Annotated in this window: 20 protein-coding genes and 1 pseudogene; 12 read left to right on the forward strand and 9 right to left on the reverse strand. The window is 49.0% G+C overall.

Going from position 1 to position 19,726, the window contains the following annotated elements; translation table 11 throughout:
- Positions 1–606 precede the first annotated feature (606 nt).
- The 7 genes from ABWH99_RS03085 (at position 607) to ABWH99_RS03115 (ending at position 7,254) form a co-directional block, all read left to right on the forward strand.
- On the forward strand, positions 607–1,929 hold the full coding sequence (locus ABWH99_RS03085) for a DUF4157 domain-containing protein (RefSeq protein ID WP_375584849.1): 1,323 nt from the start codon (positions 607–609) through the stop codon (positions 1,927–1,929).
- A complete protein-coding gene (locus tag ABWH99_RS03090; RefSeq protein ID WP_375584850.1) occupies positions 1,872–2,762 on the forward strand; it encodes a hypothetical protein in 891 nt (296 codons plus the stop codon). The genes ABWH99_RS03085 and ABWH99_RS03090 overlap by 58 nt, the downstream gene beginning before the upstream one ends.
- A 129-nt stretch (positions 2,763–2,891) precedes the next feature.
- Complete coding sequence (locus ABWH99_RS03095) at positions 2,892–3,269, forward strand: iron chaperone (RefSeq protein WP_375584851.1); 378 nt, start codon at positions 2,892–2,894, stop codon at positions 3,267–3,269.
- 95 nt (positions 3,270–3,364) lie between these two features.
- Positions 3,365–4,204 (forward strand): agmatine deiminase family protein, encoded by an 840-nt coding sequence (locus tag ABWH99_RS03100; RefSeq protein ID WP_375584852.1) that lies wholly within the window; start codon positions 3,365–3,367, stop codon positions 4,202–4,204.
- Between the two features lie 355 nt (positions 4,205–4,559).
- Positions 4,560–5,288 carry a (Fe-S)-binding protein gene (locus ABWH99_RS03105; protein ID WP_375584853.1) on the forward strand — a complete coding sequence of 243 codons (729 nt, stop codon included), beginning with the start codon at positions 4,560–4,562 and terminating at the stop codon, positions 5,286–5,288.
- A 14-nt stretch (positions 5,289–5,302) separates the two neighbouring features.
- The gene (locus ABWH99_RS03110) at positions 5,303–6,679 is read left to right on the forward strand and encodes a lactate utilization protein B (protein ID WP_375584854.1); all 1,377 of its coding nucleotides are present in this window, start codon (positions 5,303–5,305) and stop codon (positions 6,677–6,679) included.
- Positions 6,676–7,254: a lactate utilization protein C gene (locus tag ABWH99_RS03115; RefSeq protein WP_375584855.1), complete on the forward strand. Its 579-nt coding sequence runs from the start codon at positions 6,676–6,678 to the stop codon at positions 7,252–7,254. Before ABWH99_RS03110 ends, ABWH99_RS03115 begins: the two co-directional genes overlap by 4 nt.
- Here the strand turns inward: ABWH99_RS03115 and ABWH99_RS03120 are convergent.
- The 5 genes from ABWH99_RS03120 to ABWH99_RS03140 form a co-directional block, all read right to left on the reverse strand.
- The gene (locus ABWH99_RS03120; RefSeq protein ID WP_375584856.1) at positions 7,251–8,207 is read right to left on the reverse strand and encodes a TIM barrel protein; all 957 of its coding nucleotides are present in this window, start codon (positions 8,205–8,207) and stop codon (positions 7,251–7,253) included. The genes ABWH99_RS03115 and ABWH99_RS03120 overlap by 4 nt on opposite strands.
- Before the next feature lie 96 nt (positions 8,208–8,303).
- Entirely contained in the window at positions 8,304–8,876 is a 573-nt protein-coding gene (locus ABWH99_RS03125; RefSeq protein ID WP_375584857.1) for a pyridoxamine 5'-phosphate oxidase family protein, read from the reverse strand.
- 11 nt (positions 8,877–8,887) lie between these two features.
- Positions 8,888–10,867, reverse strand: a complete 1,980-nt coding sequence (locus ABWH99_RS03130; RefSeq protein WP_375584858.1) for a heavy metal translocating P-type ATPase — start codon at positions 10,865–10,867, stop codon at positions 8,888–8,890.
- Between the two features lie 42 nt (positions 10,868–10,909).
- On the reverse strand, positions 10,910–11,575 hold the full coding sequence (locus ABWH99_RS03135; protein WP_375584859.1) for a glycosyltransferase family 2 protein: 666 nt from the start codon (positions 11,573–11,575) through the stop codon (positions 10,910–10,912).
- A gap of 124 nt (positions 11,576–11,699) precedes the next feature.
- Positions 11,700–12,329, reverse strand: a complete 630-nt coding sequence (locus ABWH99_RS03140) for a peroxiredoxin (RefSeq protein WP_375584860.1) — start codon at positions 12,327–12,329, stop codon at positions 11,700–11,702.
- Between the two features lie 624 nt (positions 12,330–12,953).
- On the opposite strand from ABWH99_RS03140, the gene ABWH99_RS03145 reads away from it, so the two are divergent.
- Both ABWH99_RS03145 and ABWH99_RS03150 read left to right on the forward strand, forming a co-directional pair.
- Positions 12,954–13,445 (forward strand): low molecular weight protein-tyrosine-phosphatase, encoded by a 492-nt coding sequence (locus tag ABWH99_RS03145; RefSeq protein WP_375584861.1) that lies wholly within the window; start codon positions 12,954–12,956, stop codon positions 13,443–13,445.
- Complete coding sequence (locus ABWH99_RS03150; RefSeq protein ID WP_375584862.1) at positions 13,432–14,307, forward strand: fructosamine kinase family protein; 876 nt, start codon at positions 13,432–13,434, stop codon at positions 14,305–14,307. The genes ABWH99_RS03145 and ABWH99_RS03150 overlap by 14 nt, the downstream gene beginning before the upstream one ends.
- Before the next feature lie 55 nt (positions 14,308–14,362).
- On the opposite strand, the gene ABWH99_RS03155 is transcribed toward ABWH99_RS03150, so the two are convergent.
- Positions 14,363–15,640 (reverse strand): aspartate kinase, encoded by a 1,278-nt coding sequence (locus tag ABWH99_RS03155; protein ID WP_375584863.1) that lies wholly within the window; start codon positions 15,638–15,640, stop codon positions 14,363–14,365.
- A 55-nt stretch (positions 15,641–15,695) separates the two neighbouring features.
- On the opposite strand from ABWH99_RS03155, the gene fbp reads away from it, so the two are divergent.
- Positions 15,696–16,712 carry a class 1 fructose-bisphosphatase gene (gene fbp / locus ABWH99_RS03160; protein ID WP_375584864.1) on the forward strand — a complete coding sequence of 339 codons (1,017 nt, stop codon included), beginning with the start codon at positions 15,696–15,698 and terminating at the stop codon, positions 16,710–16,712.
- Here fbp and ABWH99_RS03165 read toward each other — a convergent pair.
- From ABWH99_RS03165 to yihA, 3 genes are read right to left on the reverse strand one after another with little or no spacing between them, the layout of a single operon-like run.
- The gene (locus ABWH99_RS03165) at positions 16,709–17,026 is read right to left on the reverse strand and encodes a hypothetical protein (RefSeq protein WP_375584865.1); all 318 of its coding nucleotides are present in this window, start codon (positions 17,024–17,026) and stop codon (positions 16,709–16,711) included. The two genes, fbp and ABWH99_RS03165, sit on opposite strands and share 4 nt — an antisense overlap.
- Positions 17,023–17,481: a DUF5606 domain-containing protein gene (locus ABWH99_RS03170; protein ID WP_375586532.1), complete on the reverse strand. Its 459-nt coding sequence runs from the start codon at positions 17,479–17,481 to the stop codon at positions 17,023–17,025. The genes ABWH99_RS03165 and ABWH99_RS03170 overlap by 4 nt, the downstream gene beginning before the upstream one ends.
- Positions 17,482–17,531: 50 nt before the next feature.
- Positions 17,532–18,146, reverse strand: a complete 615-nt coding sequence (gene yihA, locus ABWH99_RS03175; protein ID WP_375584866.1) for a ribosome biogenesis GTP-binding protein YihA/YsxC — start codon at positions 18,144–18,146, stop codon at positions 17,532–17,534.
- A gap of 115 nt (positions 18,147–18,261) precedes the next feature.
- On the opposite strand from yihA, the pseudogene ubiE reads away from it, so the two are divergent.
- Both ubiE and ABWH99_RS03185 read left to right on the forward strand, forming a co-directional pair.
- Positions 18,262–18,983 (forward strand): annotated as a pseudogene (gene ubiE, locus ABWH99_RS03180) (bifunctional demethylmenaquinone methyltransferase/2-methoxy-6-polyprenyl-1,4-benzoquinol methylase UbiE).
- Positions 18,932–19,711 carry an outer membrane beta-barrel protein gene (locus ABWH99_RS03185; RefSeq protein ID WP_375584867.1) on the forward strand — a complete coding sequence of 260 codons (780 nt, stop codon included), beginning with the start codon at positions 18,932–18,934 and terminating at the stop codon, positions 19,709–19,711. The pseudogene ubiE and the gene ABWH99_RS03185 overlap by 52 nt, the downstream one beginning before the upstream one ends.
- Positions 19,712–19,726: the final 15 nt, after the last annotated feature.

The following is a 19,726-nucleotide window of genomic DNA, read 5'->3' on the forward strand; positions in this document are numbered from 1 at the left end:
AAGGCTATGGTGCACGATACTGAAAAAGCTAGTTGGGATTCCTCAAAATATTTTATAATCAAGGGAGTTTGCACCGCAGCCCAAAAGGGAAGTAAATGCAAGGGTTGCAGTTAGCCAGTAGTTGTAGCGCATTTGCCTAAGTTCCAACTTCATTTTTAACAAAAAGACAGAACTTTTATAAACACCTGACATAAACTGGAAAATTGAACTTTCTATACTTCTTAATTGCATATTTTTTCCTCCTGGTAATACTTGGGGTGACATTAAGTATACTAACTTATCGGTCACTCAAAAAGAACAACTTTACGATCACGAAGACGAATTTTAGAATGAGATACACAGTTAAGGAGTTATCACAACTTTATGAACAGACGGATTCGATTGAGTTTTCAAAGAAAATTAAAGCTCTAATTAAACTAACTCGATGGTCAACCAGAATATCATGGGGTTACAATCGATATTTGTTATTTTACTGCTGATAACAATAATTTTAAAATAAAAACGCGCTACAACAATGGCGAGCATAAAGAGCCGCTTTAGGCCAGCACACAATGCCAAGTTCCACATGCTAGCCGGGCCGTTGCAGGCAATTAAAAAGATAAAATCATGAAAGAACATTCACCAAACCAGAAGAAAACAAATAGCAGGGCAAATGCTAACCAGCCATTTTTTCAGAAGAAATCTGTAGAAAAACCCTTTTTCAAGGCCGAAGGGAATGAAAATAGTTTTTTCAGTAAAAGTACAAGCTTTTTTCCATCATCATTTAATTTTAGCACTATTCCAATTCATCCAATTCAAAGGAAAGAGAATAAAAATTTGCCTGAAGACCTTCAAGAAAACATGGAGAATTCTTTTGGACAAGATTTCACAAATGTAAATATTCAGAAGAACTCGCAAGAAGCAGTTGATCTAAATGCTCGGGCATTTACTAAGGGAGATTCGGTTCATTTTGCACCCGGTGAATTTAATCCTAACTCAGAAAAAGGGAAAAATCTTATCGGACATGAATTTGCTCATGTGACCCAGCAGAGAAGTGGAGTGGTGAAACCCCCTAGTGTGATGGGGAAGGGGCTGATTTTAAACGATAATGAAGAGTTAGAAAGAGAAGCTGACATTTTTGGGGAAATGGCAGTTACTGGCGAGCTAGTACCTAAATACCAGTCTTCAAGCTTTAACATGAGAAATGATTTTAGTACTATCCAGACAAAAAGTAATATTGTCCAGCTTGAGGAATACACTGAGCAAGATCATGCCAGTTCAGTTACTCGCCTGATGTTCCTCCTCGATGAAGGCAATGAGGATAACATTCGGGCGGCTCTGGAAGGGCTTCGCAGTGCAGAAAGCGCGGTGACGGAGACCACTGAAACGACTCGCATAGTCTTTGCCACAGGGCAGGACAGCTACAATTTGACCATTGCCTCCAATGAGATCGATGAGTTTATCCGTTTGTATGAGCGATACCTTTTGCGCCAGCAGAGAGTCCAGGTAGTCAGCCTGTCGGATGAATTTGTCGAACGCTTTAATCGTCATTTTAACAGCATACAACACGTATTTAGGCCCCGGCCTGCGAGTCCGACCTCCATAGGCAGTTCTGCCGAAGAAGCTTCAGAAAGCGGGGAACAGGAATCCTCAGCTGGGACTACATCTACAGGTAGTACATTGAGTGCACACGAGATTGCCGCGAATTTTACGCCCGGGCAGATTACCTTGCTGTCTCAGTATTTTGATTCAAATATCATACCGGAGCGACTATTCAATGGTGATGAGACGAACCTGCTCGATGCAGGTCAACGTATTGTAATCTCAGCACACATACTGGCCAATGGAAGATATGACTCTGGATTCCGCTTGCAAGAAGTGCATGCGAGGATGTGTTTTCATTGGGCGCACATGGTCTATCACTACGCGGGTGTAACCCCAGCCTATTAGACTCTCTGGCCTGGCGAATCACGCCCAATCAACGTGCACTCCTGCTTAGGATAAACCAGGAAGACAATCTGGAGAGAAGGGTCCAACTCAATGAGCGCCTACGGAACCTGCTTCACAATGTAAGCACATCTGAAAGTGGACGAGCCAGTTCTGCTGAGAGAGCCAGATCGCACTACGAACCACGACTTGCCCGTAGGCGGGAGTCCGCACGGGAACTGCTAAGTCGCTTGACCGAACGCTTCAATAGAGTAGACGAAACACTACGGGCCTTTGAGACAGCCATTATGGGAAGACCTGATGGGGTAGTTCCAAATAGAAGATTGGAACGTGCCGGTTACCCTACCACCCTCGATGCTGATGCCTATGCGGAAGAAATAGGTCTTACGGATGCAGCAAATGCCGTGGAGGAACTGAATACACTGCTGCAAAGGGAGACGGTTAGCTTCGAAGAAGGGGTGGAGGAATCCAGGCAGATTGACGAGCTTGGAATCCTTTTCTCGATCCTGTCTGCAAATATTCCCCCTCCCGGCACTCGCCAGCACTTAAGAAACCTGCAGCGTTCCACTCAAGAAAACAAAAACGACATCAACCCGCCGTCAACCCGTTCTGACTTTATACGATGGAGGGATGTTTGCGCGGCGGCCCATGAATTGCTTGACCTCGCGATCAGACAACTGCAAAACCATGGGTTATTGCCATTTGCAAGAACTATGCGGCAGCAGGGCGGAACACTGCCTTATGTAACTAGTCATATTGGTGGTAGCGGCGAAAGCTACTCCTCAACAGGTATGCTGGAAAACGTACCGGATATCTCCAATATTCAAAGTGAGTGATAGGAATTAGAAACAACGAAAACTGCCTGCAACAGAGTATAAAACGGCAAGTCAGCCTATGCGGCTGCCCTGCGTTTATGCAAACCGTTGCAGTGCATTTAAAAACTGAGAATAAAACACATACTCATCATGCAATATGAGGTCAACACACCAAGAGAATACCTTGACAAACTTGAAAATGATTGGAGAAAGGAAAAACTTCTAATGGTTCGTAAAATGCTTAAAAAGCACGGGCCTGACTTAATTGAAGGGATTGAATATAAAATGCTATCGTTTAGATATAATGACAAAACTATTTTTAACCTAAACGCTCAGCGGGCTTATGTAAGTCTTTACATTGGGACTATAAACAAAGTTGACAATGCCCGGGAATTACTAAAGAATTTTGACAAAGGGAAAGGCTGCATTCGTATAAAAAAGAACGTTGAAATTCAGGAAACAGGACTTGAAGAGTTCATTAAACAAACCATTGACTTATGGAAAAAAGGTGGTGATACTGATTGTTAAATTCTACCCTAAGAACTATCTAAATACACCTGTCAAATTTTGAATAAAGATATGGATTGCATTGCCGAAATACGAAAAAACAGGTTAGCGAACGGATGATAACGGACAAGGAAACCAACAAACTGGGCCTCTCCCCTTTACTTGAAAAGCGCTATCCCCTGTTTTTCCAGAACTTCAAAAAGGCCCTTGACGAAAACGGAATAGAACCTGCTTATCTTCCTAAAACCAAAGATGTTTGGTGCGTTGATTTTATGCCGGTACAGATTAGCGAAAGTGAATTTGTACAATTCAAATTCGACCCGAAATACCTTAAGCCCAAGAAGTACCATAAAACAATCAGCGATCCTTCACTAATCTGTGCACAACTCGACCTTTCACCTTCCGTGACTGACATCATTGCCGATGGCGGTAATGTTACCAGGACAAAAAATAAGGTCATAATGACTACAAGAGTAATGGAGGAAAACCCTACCTATACCGTACGCCACCTGACCGATAAAATCACAGAACTTTTTGGGATAGACCAATTAATTTTGATTCCAACACAACCAGACGATTTTACAGGGCACAGTGACGGAATGGTTCGCTTCCTTGACGAGAACACGTTACTTGTCAATGACTATTCAAAGGAGCCTGACCAAGAATTTGTTCGCTCGCTTCACGCCGCATTGCACAATACAGGACTTGAGGTACTTGAACTACCGACTTCAATCTTTGACAACCAAAGAACAGATGATGCAACGGGAGACTACATCAACTATCTGCACATGGAGGGTGTCGTTTTCCTCCCGACTTTTAACAGAAAAGAGGACGATCAAGTGATCAAACAATTTGAGGAACTGTTTAATGGGACAAGCATCGTTCCCGTAGCGAGCAATCAGCTTTCAAAAGATGGAGGTATCCTTAACTATATTTCCTGGAACATAAAAAAATGAAAAAAAAAGCGGGCTACAAGGTCTACCCTAATCAATCAAAATCCTACCGCTACAACCTGTCAAAATTCCCAGCCATGTATCGGCCGCACCTTTCCAGGTCAAGGATTTCCATTAAATATGCAAGTTTTCGGCAGCCAAAAATCAGCACAGTGCAGGATGGTTCCTTTTTTGCTTTCCTGTACTTTTATTAGAAGTTTAAGTACCCAAGGATTTACCTTCCCGGTAAGCCGTACCGCATCAGCAGGGAAAAGTTTCGTGGGTAACTACTGGCGAATTTCCTTCTGATGCGTATCTTTAGCTGCGGTTGCCAACAAAGGCAGCCTTATTTTGTTAGATAGCCAAATACCTGCCCTGAATGAAAGTCGGATTATTTATTCCCTGTTACGTAGAGCAATTTTATCCCAATGCAGCCATTGCCAGCCTACAGCTATTGGAAAAAGCCGGCGTAGAGGTGGAGTACCCCCTAGAACAAACCTGCTGCGGTCAGCCCATGGCCAACTCGGGGTACCAACAGTACGGGGAAGGTCCCGCCAGCTTGTTTCGGAAAAATTTTGAGGCGTACGAGTACATCGTTTGCCCCTCCGGTAGCTGTACCCTGCATGCCAAGGAACATATTCTCTCTGAAAAAGAGGGAGGGCCGAAAATATATGAATTGTGTGAGTTTCTGACGGATGTGTTGCAGGTAAGCGATCTGGATGTCCGCTTTCCCTTTCGGGTCGGCCTGCACGCCAGTTGCCACGGATTACGGGGGCTTCACCTGGCCAAACCTTCCGAACTGATGGTACCGGAATTTAATAAACCCTTGCGCTTGCTCGAAATGGTCAAGGACATCGACCTGGTTCAATTGACAAGAAAAGACGAATGCTGTGGATTTGGTGGCACCTTTGCAGTTTTTGAAGAGGCCGTTTCCGTAGAAATGGGAAGGGACCGCATCAAGGACCACGAGCAACAAGGGGTGCAGGTAATCACAGGTGCGGACATGTCCTGTCTCATGCACCTGGAAGGCCTGCTTCGCAGGGAAAAGAAACCCATCCGGGTCATGCACATCGCAGAAATCCTGAATGGACACCGACCAGAAAATTAACGACCAAAAAACAGATGAAACTCCCTCAGACACATGCGGATGCAGCAGCCGATTTCCTAAAAGACACGGAAAGGAGTCACTGGCACGACGATACGCTTTGGCACGTTAGGAGCAAAAGAGATGCCTCTGCGGAGAAGATCCCGGAATGGGAACAACTTCGCACGCTTGCCTCCCAGATAAAAAATCATGTGCTTTCCAATCTGGACACCTTGCTGCTTCAATTTGAAAAGAATGCAACCGCCAATGGCATAGAAGTACTGTGGGCAAAAGACGCCCAAGAGCACAACGAGCATGTCTTGCGCATCCTGGAGGAAAACCAGGTAAAACAACTGGTAAAAAGTAAATCCATCCTGACAGAGGAATGCGGTTTGAATCACTTTCTGGAAGACAAGGGCTACGAGGTTGTAGACACCGATCTGGGTGAGCGGATCATTCAGTTTAACAAGCAGGTGCCCAGCCATATCGTGATGCCGGCCATTCACCTGAAGAAAAAAGAGATTGGCGATATTTTTCACAAGCACCTGGGTACCGAAGAAGGGGCCGATGACCCCCAATACCTGACAGAGGCTGCCCGGCAACACCTGCGGCAAAAATTCATTCAGGCGCATGCCGCAATCACGGGCGTTAACTTTGGCATCGCCGAGACGGGTGGCTTTGTGGTCTGCACCAACGAAGGCAATGCCGATATGGGTACCCATCTGGCCGATATCCACATCGCCTGCATGGGCATCGAGAAATTGGTGCCAAGGGCGGCCGACCTGGGGATTTTCCTACGCCTATTGGCCCGCAGTGCCACTGGGCAGAGCATTACCAACTACAACTCGCATTTTCACCGACCCAGGAAAGATAAGAAAATGTACCTCATCCTGGTGGATAACGGCAGGACCAAGCAATTGGGCCGGGAGGATTTCAGAAACTCGCTCAAATGTATCCGATGCGGGGCCTGTATGAATACCTGTCCGATTTACCGAAGAAGCAGCGGCTTCAGCTACAACTCCACCGTGCCGGGACCCATTGGTTCCATACTTTCGCCCGGCATGGACTTGAAGAAATACAGCACGCTCCCGTTTGCTTCCACCCTGTGCGGCTCCTGCTCGGACGTGTGTCCGGTAAAAATCAACATCCACGAACAGCTGTATAAATGGCGGCAAGTGATTACCAAAGACGGACCGCCACAGGCCTCCAAAAAATGGGCCATGCGTTTTGGCGGGCAGGTGATGTCCAAACCCAGGTTGTTTGACCTGATGGGTAAAATGGCCCGAAAGTCCCTTTCCATCAGCCCCAGAGGCTTTGTTTACAACAGTTTCAATGCCTGGGGCAAACACCGGGAGCTGCCGGAAGTACCCAAGGAAAGCTTCAAGGATTGGTACAAGAAAAACAGAAACAAATGAGCAGTAAAGAACGTATTCTAGCGGCCATCCAGCAAAATAAACCCGATTTACTCCCCTTGCCGGAACAGCCGGAGTTTCCTTACGACAGCGACCTGCCCGCCCAATACACGATTGGTTTGGCAGGAAATGGAGGAAAGTGCCTGGAAGTCGGTGGTCCTGAAGAGGTGCTGGCCTTCATTAAGGAGCATTTCCGGGAAAGTCAAATGATCGTCTCCCTGAGCGAAGCCGTTCCGGGAAATTTTAATGTTGCGATGGCAGAGGATCCCCATGAACTGGAACACGTGGATCTGGCCATTCTGGAAGGAGACTGGGGAGTGGCAGAAAACGGAGCCATTTGGCTTCCCGAAGAAAAATTGCACCATCGGGCGCTGCCCTTTATCGCGCAGCACCTGATCGTATTGTTGAAAAAGGACCGGCTGTTGGGGAACATGCACGAGGTGTATGCCCGAATAGACGTACAAGCGCCCGGCTACGGTGTATTCATAGCCGGGCCCTCTAAAACTGCTGACATTGAGCAATCGCTGGTCATCGGGGCGCATGGTCCCCGGAGCATGACCGTCTTTTTATTGGATTAAGCCGAAAAGGACCCCTGAAGCGCTGCTTCGGTGGCCTCCAGTTGCTTTCTGACTTCCACGATGCTTTCCCATTCGCGGCCAGCCTCTCCGTACTCGATGCCACACCAGGAGCGGTAACCCGCTTTCAGCACGATGCGCATCATTTTTTCGTAATCCAGCGGATACTGATTGCCTTTGTTGTCCCAGACAGTGGTTTTCACGCTGACTCCCTGTGCATAGGGCATCAGCTCTTTTACACCCTTGTACGAATCGTAGGAGATCGGCTGCGCGCCTTCATTGCGGCTGATTTGGAAATTGCCAAAATCCGGTAGTGTGCCCGCGCGGGGATGATCGGCGGCTTTCATCACTCCGGATAGCCACTTGCCGTTGCTGGAAAAACCCCCGTGATTTTCGATGGTCACGCCGATATCCATGGTATCCGCAAACTCACAAAGCTGATGCAGCCCATCGGCTACCAGCTTCATGGATTCCTTAAAGGCCTGCCGGTCGGAACTGTAATCCACCGAAGAATAGCCGTTTACCCGGATGGCGTGGCATCCCAGAAATTTTGCTGCTTCTACCCACTTTTTGTGATTCTCTACGGTGGTTGCCCGCTCGGCGGCATCCGCCGCACCGAGTTGTCCTTCCCGATCACACATGATCAATACCGAGGTGACCCCCTCTCCGGCTGCACGGGTTTTCATTTCGCGCAGGTAGGCCTGGTCCTGGGCTTTGTCCATAAAAAACTGGTTGACGTATTCCACTGCATGAATGCCGTGTTTTTTCGCCAGTACTGGAAAATCCAGGTGGTCCATTTTCCCGGAAAACAAGAGCTTATTCACGGACCATTCGGCCAGCGATATTTTGTACAATTCCGCGCGGGCAGGCCGGGAGAAAGCCTCCGAACCGATTCCCAAACCAAGCAAGGCCGAGGCCATACCGGTTTTTTTGATAAAATCTCTTCTGGTTTGCATGCGTTTCGAATAAAGGTTATTTCCTGAATCTAAAGAAAGTCAAGATAAGGCTTTTATTTTTTACCAGCAATCTACTTGGAGAGGAATGGTACTTGCTTAGGGTGCCAGCCAGTGGCCGGACCAGCCGCCTGCGTCTTTTCGAAAGACGACACGAAGGTGCTGCAGCCCGTTTAATTGCAGGCATTCCACGGCCTCTGCCTGAATGGCGATCACCGTAAAATGGCGCGAATCCCCTGCCTGCTCCCAGGTATGGGCAGCAGCTGGGGTTTCGATCGGCGTGCCGGGAGCAAGGATGGATTGGTAGGCCTTTTGGGCCTCCCCCTGTACGTTTGCCCAATGGCTTTTGCTTACCGGATCCTGCCGGTGGATGGTGGCCCGGCCCTGTATTTTGACCTGGCATCGCTTTTGGGGATGGTAAAAAAGCAGGGTCACGGCGGGTTGCTGCTCCAGTTGAAAAACTTTATGACTGCGGCTGTCGGTATAGATATAGCAGCAGAAGTCACCTTCCGTCTTTCGCAGGACTACGTAGCGGGCATCCGGGCGACTTTCTGAGGAACTGCTCAGCACCACAAACCGAAAGGGATGTTTTTTATCAAGCGCAGCCCGCTGCAGTTCCTTTTTGACAGTCATCCATACGGCATCCAGTGGGTCGGTTTCGTAAAAAAGCATGTTTTCTCAGGTTACGAATAAATCTTGGTAATTCGGATAGCGTTGAGTATGGCCAGGAGGGCAACTCCCACGTCGGCAAACACGGCTTCCCACATGCCTGCCAGTCCGGCCGCCCCCAATGCCAACACCAGGAACTTTACACCGAAAGCCATACCAATGTTTTGCCATACAATATTTTTTGTTGTTTTTCCAATGCGAATGGCAAGGGCTACCCGGGAGGGGCGATCGGTCTGAATCACCACATTGGCGGTTTCGATGGCCAGATCGCTGCCCAGACCACCCATGGCGATGCCAATATCCGCTACCGCCAGGGCGGGTGCGTCGTTGATCCCATCCCCCACAAAAGCCAACACCCGGCCGGCTTGCTTCTTCTCATTTTCCAGCCAGGCGCTTTTTTCCTCCGGCAGCAGATCGCCCCTGGCTTGGCTGGCTCCCAATTCCCTGCCCAATGCCTGCACGATTTCCTGCCGGTCGCCGGATAGGATTCCCGTTTCCGAAATCCCCAAGCTATCCAAATCCCTGAAAGCTTGACGCGCATCGGGTTTCAATTCGTCAGCGAGTGCGAAATACCCGCAGTAATTTCCTTCCACGGCTACATGTACGATCGTTTTATCAGAGACAGAGGTAGCGGGAACGTTTTGGACCTGCATTCGCTCAAGCAGTATTCGGTTGCCCACCAATACGGCCTGGTTCTGGACGGTACCGGAGAGCCCCTGTCCGGCATGTTCCCGGAGCTCCGATACCGGATGGGGAGATTTTCCCAGGTATTGGACGAATGCCGCAGCGATTGGGTGGTTGGATTTGGATTCGAGGCTGAGGGCCAGCATTTTCCAATCCGGATGGGCCCTTGCTACCGCTTTTTCTTCTTGAACGGAAAAAACCCCTTTCGTCAAGGTCCCGGTCTTGTCAAAAATCACCGTAGTGACCCGCGTTATCTGATCCAGGTAATTGGATCCTTTGAAGAGAATCCCTTTTCTGGAGGCCGCTCCTATTCCCCCAAAATAGCCTAGCGGGATGGAAATCACCAGGGCACAAGGACAGGAGATGACCAAAAATACCAGGGCCCGGTAGAGCCAGTCACTGAATACATAGGGGTCAACAAACAGGTAGGGGAGCAGCACCAATGCCAGCGCCAGATAAGTGACGATGGGTGTGTAGACTTTGGCAAATTTGCGGATAAATTGCTCCGTTTTTGCTTTTTTCGCCGTTGCTTCCTGCACCGTACGGATGATTTTTGACAAAGAGCTTTCCTGGAACGAGCGGGACACCTGGATTTTGAGGAGCTGTTGCAGGTTGACCATACCGGCCAATACCTCTTCTCCGGCACCGATTCGGCGGGGAACGCTTTCCCCGGTGATCGCCGCCGTATTGAAGCTTCCGGTACCCTGCTGTAAGATTCCGTCCAGGGGCACACTTTCTCCGGCCTGAATTTCCAGGATTTCTCCTACGGCCACGGTTTCTGGCTGTACCCATTCAGCCTGCCCCTCACGAATGACTCGTGCCCGGCTGGGCCGCAGATCGAGCAGGGCCTGAATGTTTCCCTTCGCCTTGCTTACCGCCTGATGCTGCAAGATTTCACCGACGGTGTAAAAGAGCATGACGGTCACGGCCTCCGGGTATTCTCCAATGGCAAAGGCGCCCAGCGTAGCGATTGCCATCAAAAAAAATTCGGTAAAAACTTCCCCTTTTAGAATCAGCTCCCCGGCCTTTTTAAGGACGGACCAACCCACCAGTCCGTACGCCAGTAGGTACAGGGGCAGCCAGACCGATAGGTTTAGGAGTTCGTAGGGATACAGGGCTTCTCCGATCGCGGCCAACAGGAGGGCCAGTAAACTGAGAATACTGCTTTTCCATTCCTGCCAGTAATGAAACCATCTGGAAGGAATGGTTTCGCGGGGATCGGGTGACTGATCGCAGCAGGAAGCCTGGGAGGAAAAAGGAGTACCCATCGTCTGTGTTTCGTTTTGGCCAAAGGTACAACATAAACTCATGCACAGAAATTGCAACTGACCTCGGTAGGCGATTTAATTTTCTCAGAGGGGTGCGGAGCGTTTTTTACCCGAGCATTTGATTTTCATGCGCTCACAGGTACTATCGGGATGGTTGCGGTAATAGATATAGGTACGTAGGTCTACCTTTCCTACGCGGTACCGCTCCTTGGCCCAGTCAAAAAAATCAGCATCGGCAGCGTAGCCGTCTTTAAAGGACCGGCCTTCAAATACCTCTTTTTTTCCGAATAACGTTGCGAAAAGGATGCAGTCGTCCACGTGTACCAGGCGTTCCGGTTGGTGCCGGTCGGTCACGTAGTAGTCTTCTTCTTTCGCCACGATGGTTTCGGTGGTGGAGGCAATCAGGTCGTAGTACTCCATCTGACGCAGGCATGCCTGCAGGTGTTCGGGCCGGTACTCGTCGTCGGCATCCAGGATGGACAGATAGGTGCCGCTGCTGAGCAGCACTGCACGGTTGATGGCCCTGGATTGGCCCTGATTGTGTTGTCGGAGGTATACCAGGCGCTCCTCGTTCCGCATGCAGTAGCTATACAATTCATGCCGGGCATCATTTGTAGAGCCATCGTCCACAAGAATGACTTCAAAATCCCGAAAGGTCTGTTGCCAAAGCGAATCAATGGCCCGCTTCACCAGGTGAAAAGGGGTATTGTACGTGGCGATCAATACGGATATTTTGGGAGATTCGGCCATACCGGTAAATTTAACCATCCCAATCCAAAAAGGTTAGCGGGCAGCACAAAAAGAATGGATCAAAGCAAAAAAAGCCCTGCACATAGCTGCAGGGCTTTTGAAAACGCCATGGGCGGAGGTTATGTTATTTGTTGGACAGGTAGGCGGATACCCCCTCGCGAGTGGCAGACATGGCTTCTTTACCTTCTTCCCAGTTTGCCGGACAAACTTCTCCAAATTTTTCCACATGCCGGAGCGCGTCGATGAGTCGCAGCATTTCGTCGATATTTCTTCCCAAAGGCAAATCGTTTACGGTTTCGTGCCGGATGGTGCCTTCTTTATCGATAAGAAAGGTGGCCCGGTAGGCCACTGGAAGGCCATCGTAGGTAAGTTGGCCTTCTTCGTTGTAGTTCCAATCACCGGCAAGCACGCCAAAATTGTGCGCGATGGTTTTTACCGGATCGGCGACAATTGGATAGGTTACGCCTTGAATTCCTCCTTCCTCTTTAGGGGTATTTAACCAGGCCAGGTGAGACTCTTCCGTATCGCAGGAAGCACCAATTACGGCCACGCCTCTTTTTTCGAATTCTTCCAACTTTTCCTGGAAAGCCAAAATTTCAGTGGGACAAACGAAGGTAAAATCCTTGGGGTAAAAAAAGAAAATCACATCTTTATTCCCAATGTACTGCTCCAGGGAGAAGTTTTCTACGATTTCTTCTCCATCGACTACAGCGGGGGCATTAAATAAAGGTGCTTTTTTTCCAACTAGTGACATAAAATAGATTTTAATTGTTTATAGATAAATTTATGATTAGAATAAGAAAATAATTCTGTTTTTTCTCAATTAACCACCGATACTTCCTCAACTACAAAAGCTTCGGTTTGGTTCTCGATGCAGGAGCTTTTTGACATTTTCGAGATTCCTGCATGTCAGTCATCGCTTCGATCCGGCTACCGCCAATACAAAAGTAGCAGCGGAATTCCAGGAGGGGATGAAAACCCATCGGTGCAGCGGGAGCAGTAACTCGTTTAACCCGCCTGCCCGGCAGCGGCCAGACGACGCGTCGCTCCGCGAGGGGAACAGGGGGAAGACCCTGCCGCTGTTATGCCGGTCATCCGAAAAGCGAGCGAGCCAAAAAGATTGGCAGTCGGACCAGGCAGCAGGATAGGTGGTTCCGGCCGGGCTTCGATACCAGCGAAAACCTGGGATTCTTTGGCCGAAAATGTCCAGGTTTTGTCGGCTAGCCATTCCTCCTCTCGGTTCAGCCCGCAAAATTAGGCATTATTTTAAGAAATTCATATGGATAGTTCTTTCCTTTATTTAAATTGAAAGCCAGTTCAGTTAACCTTCAACCTGAGTCGCCGGGTTGGTCAGGTAAATCCGGAAAACGATGGTTTTATGATCAAAGTCTTGTTTGTTTGCCTTGGAAACATTTGCCGCTCTCCTCTGGCAGAGGCCTTATTTGCGCATAAAATTTCCGGTAAGCCCTATGCATCTCAGGTGAAGGCGGATAGTTGTGGTACATCGGATTACCATATTGGAGAGCTTCCTGACGAGCGGGCGCTGACTTGTGCACAACGAAACGGGATCGATATGAACCATCGTGGCAGGCAATTGCACCGCACCGATTTCCGGGATTTTGATTACCTGATTGCCATGGACCATTCCAATCTGGAAAACATCCTAAAATTGTCCAAAGAGGTGGGGCTACCGGCGCGAAACCTTCACTTAATGCGGGAATTTCAGCCTTCCCCGGAGTTTTTAGAGGTGCCGGACCCGTACTACGGCGGGGAAGAGGGGTTTCAAAAAGTTTTTGAAATCCTGAACGAGGCGCTGGATGGCTTCATTCAGGAGCTGGAAAAAAAGCACCGACTGAATGGAATCACTTGAGGGTCTTTTTGAAAGCGTATGCCTTCAGGCCTTTGGCCGGGTGCCCGCAATCCGGCAGTACCGGCTGGTGGCGGCAGGTACCCGAAGTCAAGCCATTTACCTGGAAACGGATGCCGGTGAGTATTTTTTAAAAACGAATCACGAGTCTTCTCCGGAAATTTTTGAGCGGGAACGCGAGGGCTTGGATCGGTTGCGCGCTCATTGTAGCCTTTACGTACCGCAGACGCTGGCATGTGGAAGCCATGAAGACCGGCATTTTCTTCTGATGGATTGGATCGGTAGCGGCCCGGAGCAGGCAGATTATTCCGAACAGCTGGGAGAGGGCCTGGCAGAATTGCATATGTGCACTTCAGAAAGCTTTGGTTTGGACCGTAACAATTACATCGCCGTGCTGGCCCAAAAAAACAAACCCAAGTCCCGTTGGTACGATTTTTTTGTGGAAAACAGGCTGGAGCCCCAATTGCAACTTGCTTTTTACAACCAGCTGATCGACTCGGATTTTATGGCACGTTTCCGTTCGCTGTACGAGCATTTGCAGGATTTTTTTCCTTCAGAAAAGCCTGCGCTGCTCCACGGTGACCTGTGGTCAGGAAACGTTCTTCCCGATGCCACGGGAGCGCCGGCATTGATCGACCCGGCCGTTTATTTCGGTCATCGGGAGGTAGATCTTGCCTTTTCCCGCCTATTCGGCGGCTTTGATGACCGGTTCTATGAGGCATATCGGTCCGTTTTTCCCCTGGAGCAGGGCTTTGATGAACGCGTAGCGGTGTACAACCTGTATCCCCTACTGGTGCACCTCAATTTGTTTGGGAAGGCTTATTTATCGGGAATTGAACACACCCTCAGGCGGTTTTTGGACTAGCCCTGGGCGTTTCGGGGAATACCGGCTGCCGATTTTCCCCGGCCAGGCGATCCCGTCAGGGCGTTTCCGGTTCGTAGATCCATTGAACGAGTTCCGGGGTTTTTTGCTCCAGGAAGCACTTTTCGGCAACCTGCCGATAGTGTTTCACCGCTGCCTCGGTAGGATTTTTGACCGTGACCATCTGGAGCTGCCTTCTGATTTGCACGTGGAATACCTCCCGAAAAGGCCTGGCCAATTGCTCTTCCGAAAGGGGCATGTCCTGAATGACCACCTGTAGGTGTGCGCCAGAGGCCTGTATCAGTTGAATGCGCCAGTTGGCTTTTTTCGCTGCTTCGTAGACAAATTCGAAATGGAATCCGCCGACCATGGACAGGTCGCGAATTCGCAGGTTAATCATTGTCAGGTTACTTTTGAAAATGGTGATTGGGATACGCGGCGCCTGTCCAAAGGAACCAATGACCGTTCCGGCCATTTCCGGGTTCACAAAAGACTTGACATACAAGGGGATGCCGTGCTTGGCCAGGGGTTTGATCGTTTTGGGGTGAATCACCTTTGCCCCGTAATAGGTCATCTCGGCGGCTTCTTCAAAATCCAGGTAATCGAATTTAACTGCATCCGGAAATATATCCGGATCTCCATTTAGGATACCCGCCACGTCCTTCCAAATGGTGACGGCGGATGCTCCCAGGCTCACGCCCAGGATGGCAGCCGTAAAATCCGAGCCTTCCCGCCCCAGGGTGGTGGTATTGCCCAGCAAATCGGTGCCGATAAAGCCCTGAGTGACCACGGGGAATTTTTCGAGTTTTGGAATCAATATCCGCCGGCAATGCTGCATGGTTAAGGCCCAATCTACCCGTGCCATCCGGGTAGTGGAATCTGTGCGCACCAGTTCTCGGGCATCCTGCCAAATGCACGGGTTGCCGGTTTCGCAGAGGTATTCCTGGAGGATACGCGTGGAAATTAGCTCTCCGTATCCGATAATTTGATCGTAGAAAAACCCTTCTTCTGTTTTCAGGCTAGGTGTTTCCAGTAGTCGGTGCAATTGCGCGAAATGATTGTCAACCCGGGAGAAAATGGCGTGTCCGGGGGAAAAAAGGCCCCGGCAGAGGTCTTCGTGGTAGGTCAATAATTCCAGCAATTGCCTGTCAAATCTTTTATTTTCAAGCGAAAGTTCGATCAATTGCTCCAGGCGGTCGGTGGTATTCCCGGCCGCAGATACCACCAATACCAGGCCGTTGGTCCATCGTTTTTTTACCAGTTGAGCGATATTTATTATGGATGCGGCGTCTTTGATCGATGCACCACCAAACTTGAAAACGAGGGGTTGTATCATGAAAAATAGAAAAGAAAGGCCAATGATTTGAAGATAATGAATTAACTTCAAAGGTATGAAGACACAGCCTTACAAACAAGACTCGGGTAAACTGACCTACAAGGTAGGGGTGACCCTGGACCGGTTTATTAAAAGCAAGCAGCAAGATTTTCCGTACGCTACGGGTGAATTGTCCCAAATCCTGCGAGACATTGCCCTGGCCTCCAAGATCGTTTCCAGAGAAATTAGCCGGGCGGGGCTTTCGGATGTAACAGGTGCTTTCGGGCAGACCAATGTACAAGGAGAAGAGCAGCAAAAATTGGATGTGGTGGCCAATGTGCGATTCACCCGAGCACTGACAAAGGGAGGAGAAGTCTGTGCGGTGGTTTCCGAAGAGGAAGACCTGGTCATAGATCTGGAGAACAGCAAGGGAAAATACGTGGTGGCCATTGATCCACTGGACGGTTCGTCCAATATCGATGTCAATGTTTCTATCGGCACCATCTTTTCCATATATCGGAGAAAGACGCCCACCGGGTCTCCCATACAGGAGCAGGATGTATTGCAGAAGGGGTCCGATCAGGTAGCTGCGGGTTACGTGTTGTACGGTTCATCCACCATGCTGGTATATTCTACCGGAAACGGTGCCAACGGATTTACCTACGAGCGGTCTTTGGGCGAGTTTTTTCTGTCGCATCCCCAGATGCAAATGCCGGTAGACGGAGTGATTTATACCATCAACGAAGGTTTGACTCCCCATATCAACCCCAACATTCTGTCCTACCTGGAAGGATGTAAGCGGAAAGGAGCCACCGCCCGGTATATCGGAAGCCTCGTAGCGGATTTTCACCGAAACCTGCTGAAGGGGGGAATTTACCTGTATCCTCCGACTTCTCAGGCACCGAATGGTAAAATCAGGCTGATGTACGAGGCAAATGCCCTGGCGTTTATTGCCGAGCAAGTGGGAGGGGCGGCCACTAATGGAACCGAGCGGATTCTGGACATTGTTCCACAGAGCCTGCATCAGCGAACGCCGATTTACATTGGTTCAAAAAATATGGTTGCAGGACTGGAGAAAGCCCTGCTGGGCTAACGGTAGTTGTTTCGAAAATAAACCTTTACCAGTTGCCGGTCCACGATTGCCAGGGAGAGGTCCCGGGCCATTACCTCAGGAGGACTTTCAGAGAGGATGCGTTGCAGCTTTTCTTCTCCCAGGTCGAGGCGATAACACAGGTGCAGCAATTCCTCCAATCGCCCGTTCAGTAAGCTGCGAATCACAGGAGCGATGGCGGCCGCCAAACTTTCCCGATCCCGTACCTGGGGAATTTCCGCCAGTTGCAGCAATTCGGTCAAGTCCGCGGCACCGGACTGAATGGCAGCAGGTCCTGCTTTTTCCGGCTCGTTCACGATCCTTCCGTTTTCTCCGAATCGCTGTCAGGACTTGCTTCTCCGGAATTTGCATCGGAGGACGCTTCCAGCACTTCCGGGCACTGCGCGCGAATAATGTGGTACCAGCTGATCAGTTTTTTCACATCGGAGGCATAGACCCGGTCTTCGTCAAATTCGGGCAATATGTGTTTCATGAATGCCTGGTATTCTTCTTTGTCGGCGCCCTCCAGTCCGGTATCGCCTTTGAACTCCTTTTCGATTTTTACGAGTACCTCTTTCAGCGGAGAGGCTCCTTCTTCGGTCAGGGTGTAAATGGAAATCTCGCTGAGCAAAGATACCCGTTGGGCGGCCCCTACGACCAATTTTCCTTTTTTTTCATCCAGAGACTCCAGAATGACCCCACTACGGCTGGGTTTTAGTACTTTGTAAAGTCCTGGTTTTCCGGAAACGGTGGCGATGTCTTTAAATTCCATGATGGCTAGTTTGTTTTCAGGCTGCAAATATACGGTTTCGGCAGGATTGATCAAGTTACTTCGCCGGGCTCGTACCATTCGGTAACGTTTTCTTCTATAAATTGGATCAGTTCATCCCGACCTTGCCGGTTGACGGCGGAGGTAACGAAAAATTCCGGGGCTTCTACAAATAATTTCTCCATTTCGTCCAGAAATAGGTGGACGTTTTCAGCGGTTTTTGACTGGGACTGTTTGTCCGCCTTGGTAAAGAGCAGAACCAATGGAAGTTCGAGTTGGCCACACCACTGGATGAATTCCAGGTCGATTTTCTGGGGTGGAAGCCGGCTGTCAACCAAGACAAATACGGCGGTAAGGTTCTCCCGCTCGGTCAGGTAGGCCCGAATCATTTTGTCCCAGTCGGCTTTGAGTTTCTTATTGACTTTGGCAAATCCATAGCCCGGCAGGTCTACCATAAACCAGCGGTCGTCGATTGAAAAATGGTTGATCAACTGCGTTTTCCCCGGCTTCCCGGATATTTTCGCCAAATGCTTGTGGTTGGTAAGCATGTTGATCAGCGAGCTTTTGCCCACGTTCGAACGACCGATGAAGGCAAACTCCGGTTTGCTGGGCGCCGGACATTTTCGGTGGTCCGTATTGCTGACCAGGAAGCGTGCATTTTTCAACATGACTCTTTTTTCAACAAAGGTAACCAATTTCCGGCAAGGCCTCAAAACCAATAATTCATTAACAATTTTCCAATGCTCAGGTTTACTTACTAATATTGTATCGAAATAGAAAGCCATGGCCGTAGTACCGTATAAAGACAAAAAAGAAAGTAAAAAGCAGCAGGTTGCGAGCATGTTCAATAATATCAGCAAGAAGTACGACTTGTTGAACCACCTTCTGAGTTTGGGCATAGACATCATCTGGCGAAAAAAGGCGATCAAAATGCTTCAGAAGGAGCGTCCCAAATTCATTTTGGACATTGCGACAGGTACCGGAGATTTTGCCATTGAGGCGCTGGCCCTTCAGCCGGATAAAGTAATCGGGGTCGATATTTCGGAAGGCATGCTTGCGGAAGGGAGGAAAAAAATGAGCCAACGAAAGCTGGACCACCTGATAGAGCTTCAGCTGGGCGACTCGGAAAAGTTGTTGTTTCAGGAAAATAATTTCGACGCAGTCATCGTTTCTTTTGGTGTCAGGAATTTCGAAAATTTGGAAAAAGGACTCGCAGACATGTACCGGGTGTTGAAGCCGGGGGAAAAACGGTGATCCTGGAATTTTCCAAACCAAAAAAATTTCCGATGAAGCAAGTTTATTCCTTTTATTTTAAATATATTTTACCTCAAATTGGTAAGATTATATCGAAAGATCACTCGGCGTACACGTATTTACCCGAATCGGTAAATGCTTTTCCGGATGGGAGGGATTTTCTTGACATTCTGGAAAAAGTAGGCTTCAAACAAACGCAATGCAAAATCCTCACCTTCGGCATCAGTTCCATTTATACAGGTACAAAATAATCGCTATACTCCTAATTTCTTTTTTGGCGGGAGTGTGTCCATTGCAGGCGCAGGAGAAAAGAATGTTTTTTAATACTTCGAGTAGCGATGATCAGGCCGTCTCCTACGGGTTTTTTCTGGCCGCACACAACAGTAGTCTTCGCATTAAATATTCCGATAATTTTATGGATCCGGGCTACACGGACTTACACAATGTACGGGCCATCATGCCGGTTTTTTCGCCCGGTTTTGCTCTGGGATTTTTAGTTACCGGCAGGATTCACGATCAGGTAAATGTGCTCTTTACTCCCAAAGTGGGATTTTATGAGTACCGTACAGAGCTACAGCTTTTTAGTGACAACGCCAGCAGTCCGGAGGGAACGGGCTTCACCACTGTGCCCTTGCTGACGGAAGAAACCCTGGTCGAGTTCCCGTTACTCTTGAAGTACAAATCCGAGCGGTTTAACAATACCCGGATGTTTTTCGTGGGTGGCTTGAACGGCCAAATCCGCACAAAAAATCAGGAAGAAGCCAATGAAGACCCCGTTGTGCTGAAAGGAAGGGACCTGGCGGTGGAGATGGGGATGGGTTTTGATCTGTATTTTCAATACTTCAAGTTTTCTCCGGAGATCCGCTTTTCTCATGGTTTGATGAATCTCTACCAGCCCGGACACTCGGACAACCGGATCTTGGGTGCCATTCAGGATATCCGCCGCAAGTCTATCACCCTCTACCTTAATTTTCAGTAGCAAGCGAGGCATTCG

The organism is Cyclobacterium xiamenense, from assembly GCF_042140265.1.
GTDB classification, from domain to species: domain Bacteria; phylum Bacteroidota; class Bacteroidia; order Cytophagales; family Cyclobacteriaceae; genus Cyclobacterium; species Cyclobacterium xiamenense_A.